Raw genomic sequence first — 6,559 nt, 5'->3', positions numbered from 1 at the left:
GCGGGTTGGCCTTGGAGAACCCCAGGTTCGGCGGGATCACCCCATGGAACACCGCCAGGGTCGCGCGGATCATGTCGTCGACATAGGGGTAGATCGACTTGTCGTCGGCCACCCCGGTGCCCACGGCGTTGGCCAGCACCACGTTGCCGGAGCGGTAGGCAGCGATCAGGCCGGGCACGCCGAGCATCGAGTCGGGGTTGAACGACAGCGGGTCGAGGTAGGCATCGTCCAGGCGCCGGTAGATCACGTCCACCTGGCGCGGGCCTGCGGTGGTGCGCATATAGACGTGGTCGTCGCGCACGAACAGGTCGGCGCCTTCCACCAGTTCCACGCCCATCTCGCGGGCCAGGAAGGCGTGCTCGAAATAGGCGCTGTTGAAGCGGCCGGGGGTGAGCACCACGGCGGTGGGGTTGTCCAGCGGGCTGGCGCTCTTGAGGGTGTCGAGCAGCAGGTTCGGGTAGTGGTCGATGGGGGCCACACGCTGGGCAGCGAACAGCTCGGGGAACAGGCGCATCATCATCTTGCGGTCTTCGAGCATGTAGCTCACGCCGCTGGGGGTGCGCAGGTTGTCTTCGAGCACGTAGTAGCTGCCATCGCCGTCACGCACCAGGTCGACCCCGGCGATGTGCGCGTAGATGTCGCGGTGCAGGTCCAGGCCGCGCATGGCCACTTGGTAGCCTTCGTTGGCCAGCACTTGCTCGGCGGGGATGATGCCTTCCTTGATGATGCGCTGGCCGTGGTAGATGTCGCTGAGGAACAGGTTCAGCGCATGCACGCGTTGGATGCAGCCACGCTCGACGATGCGCCACTCGCTGGCCTTGATGCTGCGCGGGATGATATCGAAGGGAATCAGGCGCTCGGTGCCTTGGGCGTCGCCGTACAGGGTGAAGGTGATGCCAGCGCGGTGGAACAGCAGGTCGGCTTCGCGTCGACGTTGTTCCAGCACCTCCGGAGGGGTGTCGGCCAGCCAGCGCGCGAAGGGTTGGTAGTGCGGGCGGCAGCCACCCTGCGCGTCGTACATCTCGTTAAAAAATTCTCGTGCCATTAACCACTCCTTGCGGCGATATACACGGCTTTTTCTGACTTCGCCGATTGGGTTCGCCGGGGCCTTGCAACGCTTATGTGAGTTCCTGCGTTTTTTTAACGGTAGGGGGTGTGGTGCGCGGGGATACCTGTGTGGCCTTGGCGTGGTGAAGGTTGGTGCAAGGGTTGTGCCCAGGTGCTGGAAGTGCTGTGGCAGAGCGCTGGGCAGGGTTTTGCGGGGGGTTCGCTGGGAAAGGCTGTGGGCGAAAACGGTGCAGGTGGGGAATGGGGGTGGGCTGCAATGGCCTCATCGCGGGGCAAGGCCTTAAATCCAGCACGGCCCCTGTAGGAGCGGGCTTGCCCGCGAAGAAATCACCGCGGTGTATGGCCGGGGCTGCGCCCCGGTTCGTGGGCAAGCCCGCTCCTACAGGGGTGTGCAGGCTGATCAGGGCTGGTATTTGAGGCCTAGCTCTGCCGATAGCCGGGCAGTCACGTCTTTGATCATCGGCACCAGCTGGCGCATCTTTTCTTCGGGCATGTAGGGCACGGTACTGGCCACGCTGATGCCGGCCACGATGCGGCGGCTGGCATCGCGCACCGGCGCGGCCACGCAGCGGATCGACGGTTCGTTGTCTTCCAGGTCGAAGGCATAGCCCCCCGCTACATACTCGGCCATGCGCTGCTCGACCTGCGCCCAGGTCTGCTCGGTATGGTGCGGCCAGAACGCACTCTTGCCGCCCACCGGCAAGCTGGTCTCGTACAGGCGCTGCCACTCGGCCGGGGTGTCATCGAGCATCAGCGCCTTGCCGATGCCGGTGCGCGCCAGCGGCATACGGTGGCCGACCCGCGAGCGCATCTCCGGGCCATTGCGCCCAGGAATCTTGTGCAGGTACAGCACCTCGTCGCCTTCGCGGATGGCCAGGTGGATGGTGTCGCCGGTCAGTGCCGAAAGCTCGTCCAGATAGGGTCCGGCCAGAGTCACCAGGGGCAGTTCTTCGCGGGCCTGAAAACCCAGCTCGATCAGCTTGGGGCCAAGCAGGTAACCCACCTGGGGCACCACGCGCAGGTAGCGCTCCTCCACCAGGCAACTGGCCAGGCGGTGGGTGGTGCTGCGGGTGGTGCCGATCAGCCGGGCAATGTCCTTGAGGTCGCGCGCGCCAGCGGCCACGGCCTGCACCACGGCCAGGCCGCGCAGCAAGGTCTGGGTGCCAGTGGGGGCGGTTTTTGGGTCTTCCTGCATGTGCGGCCTTTATCGTTGAGCGAGTGGGCGGGCGACATTATGTTCGCCCGCACCCCGCACCTACAACTCGATGCGCTCCACCTTGCCCACCAGCAGGATGTACGACAGCGCGCCTATCAACGCCAACACCGCGATATAGGTGATGGCTGGGGCGAAGGAATCGCCGCTGACCAGAAAGCCAATCACGATGGGCGTGACGATCGCCGACAGGTTGCCGATAAAGTTGAACACCCCGCCGGTCAGCCCGAGCAGGCGCGCCGGGGCCAGGGTCGAGACCAGCGACCAGGTGATCGAGGCCAGGCCGTTGCCGAAGAACGCCAGGGCCAGGAAAGCGATCACCAGCGGGGTCGACTCGACGAAGTTGGCGCCGATCAGCGCGGTGGAAATCAGCAGGCCGCTGATGATCGGCAGCTTGCGCGCCAAACCAATGCTCGCCCCTCGACGAATCAGCCAGTCGGAGAACAGCCCCGAGCACAGCACGCCGACGAAGGCCGCCAGAAACGGCAGCGATGCCAACAGGCCAGACTTGATGAAGTCCATGCCGCGGTATTTGACCAGGTAGGTGGGGAACCAAGTGAGGAAGAACCACAGCGTCGAGTTCAGGCAGAACTGGCCGAGGTAGATGCCCCACAGCTTGCGCTTGCTCAGCACGATGCCAAGGTCGGCCCAGCTGAACTTGGCCTTGACCTTGGCCTGCTCGGCCTGGATATCCACCAGCCCACCGCCCTCGCGAATCAGGTCGATTTCGGCTTGGTTCACGCCTTTGAAATCCCGTGGCTCGCGATACACCGCGTACCAGATCACACCCCACACGATGCCCACGCCGCCGGTGATGACGAACACCATGTGCCAGCCGAACTCATGTTGCAGCCAGGCCAGCACCGGGGTGAGGAACGCCAGGCCGACGAATTGCCCCGAGGTATAGAAACCAATGGCCGTGGCCCGCTCACGCTCGGGGAACCAGGTGGTGACCACCCGGCTGTTGATCGGGTAGGCCGGAGCCTCCAGCGCACCCACCGCCATGCGCAGCACGAACAGCGCGATGAAGCTGGCGGCAAAGCCCAGCATCACCGTGGCCAGCGACCACAGCACCAGCGCCACGGTGTAGAGGATGCGCGGCGGCACCCGGTCGACCAGCCAGCCGCCGGGAATCTGCATAGCGGCGTAGGTCCAGCCGAACGCCGAGAAGATCAGGCCCACCTGGATCGGGTCGATGCCCAGCTCGCTGGTCAGCGCCGGGGCGACGATCGACAGGTTGCTGCGGTCCAGGTAGTTGATCACCACGGTGATGAACAGCAGCACCATGATGAAGTAACGCTTGCGGCTGGGCGCCGCCAAGGCGGCCTGCCCGGCGAGGGTGTGCGGGTGCATGGGAAGTGCCTCTTGTTGTGTTTATTGAGGTCGTTGCTATGCGGTGGGTTGGCGAGGCGGCATTACCACTCGGCGAAGCTGCCATCGGCGTGGCGCCACACCGGGTTGCGCCAGCGGTGGCCAACGGCGGCACGTTCGATCACGTATTCCTCGTTGATCTCGATGCCCAGGCCTGGGCCGTTGGGGATCTTCACCATGCCCTGTTCGTAGTCGAACACGTCGGGGTCGCGCACGTAGTCGAGCAGGTCGTTGCTCTCGTTGTAGTGGATGCCCAGGCTCTGCTCCTGGATGAACGCGTTGTAGCAGGCGGCATCGAGCTGCAGGCAGGCCGCCAGGGCAATCGGGCCCAGGGGGCAGTGCAGCGCCAGGGCCACGTCGTAGGCCTCGGCCATGTTGGCGATCTTGCGGGTTTCGGTGATGCCGCCGGCATGGGAGGCATCGGGCTGGATGATGTCGACGTAGCCTTCACTGAGCACGCGTTTGAAGTCCCAACGCGAGAACAGCCGCTCGCCCAGGGCGATGGGCGTGCTGGTCAGCGGGGCCAGTTCCTTGAGCGCTTCGTAGTTTTCGCTGAGCACCGGCTCTTCGATGAACATCAGCTTGAACGGGTCCAGCTCCTTCATCAGCACCTTGGCCATGGGCTTGTGCACCCGGCCATGGAAGTCGACGCCGATGCCGACGTTCGGGCCCACCGCATCACGCACGGCGGCAACATTGGCCAGCGCCTGGTCGACCTTGTCGAAGGTGTCGAGAAATTGCAGCTCTTCTGTGCCGTTCATCTTCACCGCAGTGAAGCCTCGGGCCACGGCCTCTTTCGCGGCGCGCGCGGTGTCGGCGGGGCGGTCGCCGCCGATCCACGAATACACGCGGATCTTGTCGCGCACCTGGCCACCGAGCAGGTCGCTGACCGACACCCCCAGGGCCTTGCCCTTGATGTCCCACAGCGCCTGGTCGATACCGGCCAGGGCGCTCATGTGGATGGCCCCGCCGCGGTAGAAGCCGCCGCGGTAGAGCACGGTCCAGATGTCTTCGATATTGCGTGGGTCCTTGCCGATCAGGTAGTCGGACAATTCCTCGACGGCAGCAGCAACGGTGTGGGCGCGCCCTTCTACCACAGGCTCGCCCCAACCGGTCACGCCCTCGTCGGTCTCGACCTTGAGGAAGCACCAGCGTGGCGGAACGATGAAGGTGGTCAGCTTGGTAATTTTCATCTGCTTGTCTCTCTTGTTGGATGCAGTGCAGGAAAAGGGGAATTAGCGCAGGGCTTTCCAAGCGGTCACATAGGCCTGGGCAGCGGCAGCGACCTGCTCGGGCGTCATGCCCGGCTTGTACAGGCCGGAGCCCAGGCCGAAACCTCGGGCGCCAGCGTCGTAGAACGGTTGCATGTTGTCGGGGGTGATACCGCCGACTGGCGCCAGCAAGGTGCCGGCAGGCAGCACGGCGAGCCAGGCCTTCACCACCGCCGTGCCCATCTGCTCGGCGGGGAACAGCTTGAGGATGTCGGCCCCTTCGGCCAGGGCCGCGAAGGCCTCGTTCGGCGTGGCCACGCCCGGCGCCAGGAACAGGCCCGCCGCCTTGGCCGCCCGCAGCACCTGCGGGTCGCTGTGGGGCATGACGATCACCTGGCCGCCCGCCGCTTTCACCTGCTGCACCTGCGCAGGCTTCAGCACGGTGCCGGCGCCGACCAGGCAATCGGCGGGCAGGCTGTCGCGCAGGATACGGATGCTCTGCAACGGGTCAGGAGAATTGAGCGGCACTTCGATCACACGAAAACCTGCGCCATACAGCACCTCGCCGATGGCAGCGGCTTCGGAGGGCTTTAGCCCGCGCAGAATTGCAATCAGACCAGTGTGTGCCAGGGCTTGTTCGAGCATGACGGGCGTCCTTCAGGATGAATGGGCGGCGCTGGCACGCACCAGGCCGGCAGCGAGCGCCAGTTGCCACAAGCCGCGCTCGGTGGCCTGCTCGACAACGCTCACATGGGTGAAACCACAGGCTTGCAACGCACGGCTGTAGCGCACGCAGAGCTGGCCATTGCCGATCAGCGCGATGGCCGGCAGGTGCACGCTGTTGCGGCGTTGGCGTTGCAGCTTGGCAAGCGCTGCCAGTTCGTGGCCGATCAGCAAGCCGGAGAGGTAGTCGGGCTGGGCGCTGGCGCTCAGCTCGCCGGTCAGGCCCAGGGTGCGCGCGCTGAACAGCGTGGACAGCGGGCCGGCCTCGCCTTCGGCAGACAGCGCCACCTGCACGCCATGGTCGAATGCAGGCGCATCGAACGCGCCACCGCGCTGCTGGGTGCGACCAAGAATGCTGTGCTCGCTGAGCACCGCGAACACCTCGCCGGTCATGAAGGTGTCGAACTGCACGATGCAGCCTTCGCTCACCTGCACCCATTTCGAATGGCTGCCAGGCAGGCCGATCAGCAGGTCGTCAGCGTTCAAGGCAGGCAGCGCGCCGAGCACCTGGGTTTCTTCGCCACGCATCACATTGGGCAGGCGCGAACGCTGGATCACGCCGGGCACGATGTGCACATCCGCGCCGCGAAGGCTGCGCACGGCTTGCAGGCCAGAGCCCAGGGTCGCGACGTTGGCCGGGGTATCGCGGTAGGCCGCCTCGCGCCAGCCCTGGGCGCTGCCGACCATGCCACAGGCGATCACCGGCAGGTTGGGCTGGGCGTCAAGCCAATCGCCACAGGCATCGTCGAAGGCCAGTTCGAAGCCGTCGTTGCAGGGCTGGCCGTTGATCAGGCGCGAGGCTTTGGGCAGTTGCATGATGCCGCTGGGCAGCGCGCGGGTATCCAGCACCTGGCCGTCGTCGGCGAGTTTGTAAGCACGAAGTGAGGTGGTCCCCCAGTCGAGCGCGATCAATTGCGCCTGCATCGCTTCACCTGTTCTGTTCTTGGCAGTGAGTGAGGCGACTATAAACCTG

The 6,559-nt window shown here is 65.3% G+C and carries 6 protein-coding genes; all 6 read right to left on the bottom strand.

Annotated features, from left to right (window positions below; translation table 11 throughout):
• Positions 1-1,045 (bottom strand): circularly permuted type 2 ATP-grasp protein (locus tag ACQKPE_RS19855; RefSeq protein WP_427668321.1); only part of this gene is annotated, 1,045 nt, incomplete at its 3' end.
• A gap of 423 nt (positions 1,046-1,468) precedes the next feature.
• On the bottom strand, positions 1,469-2,263 hold the full coding sequence (locus ACQKPE_RS19850; protein WP_427668320.1) for an IclR family transcriptional regulator: 795 nt from the start codon (positions 2,261-2,263) through the stop codon (positions 1,469-1,471).
• Between the two features lie 60 nt (positions 2,264-2,323).
• A complete protein-coding gene (locus ACQKPE_RS19845) occupies positions 2,324-3,634 on the bottom strand; it encodes an MFS transporter (RefSeq protein WP_427668319.1) in 1,311 nt (436 codons plus the stop codon).
• A gap of 62 nt (positions 3,635-3,696) precedes the next feature.
• Positions 3,697-4,845 (bottom strand): galactonate dehydratase, encoded by a 1,149-nt coding sequence (gene dgoD / locus ACQKPE_RS19840; protein ID WP_427668318.1) that lies wholly within the window; start codon positions 4,843-4,845, stop codon positions 3,697-3,699.
• Between the two features lie 42 nt (positions 4,846-4,887).
• On the bottom strand, positions 4,888-5,508 hold the full coding sequence (locus ACQKPE_RS19835; protein ID WP_427668317.1) for a 2-dehydro-3-deoxy-6-phosphogalactonate aldolase: 621 nt from the start codon (positions 5,506-5,508) through the stop codon (positions 4,888-4,890).
• Positions 5,509-5,520: 12 nt separating this feature from the next.
• On the bottom strand, positions 5,521-6,510 hold the full coding sequence (locus ACQKPE_RS19830) for a 2-dehydro-3-deoxygalactonokinase (RefSeq protein ID WP_427668316.1): 990 nt from the start codon (positions 6,508-6,510) through the stop codon (positions 5,521-5,523).
• Positions 6,511-6,559 lie beyond the last annotated feature (49 nt).

Origin of the sequence: Pseudomonas sp. NPDC089554, from assembly GCF_050280645.1 — a bacterium.
Classification (GTDB): domain Bacteria; phylum Pseudomonadota; class Gammaproteobacteria; order Pseudomonadales; family Pseudomonadaceae; genus Aquipseudomonas.
Note: the sequence above shows the minus strand (reverse complement) of the source record. Positions and strands in the feature narration are given on the sequence as shown.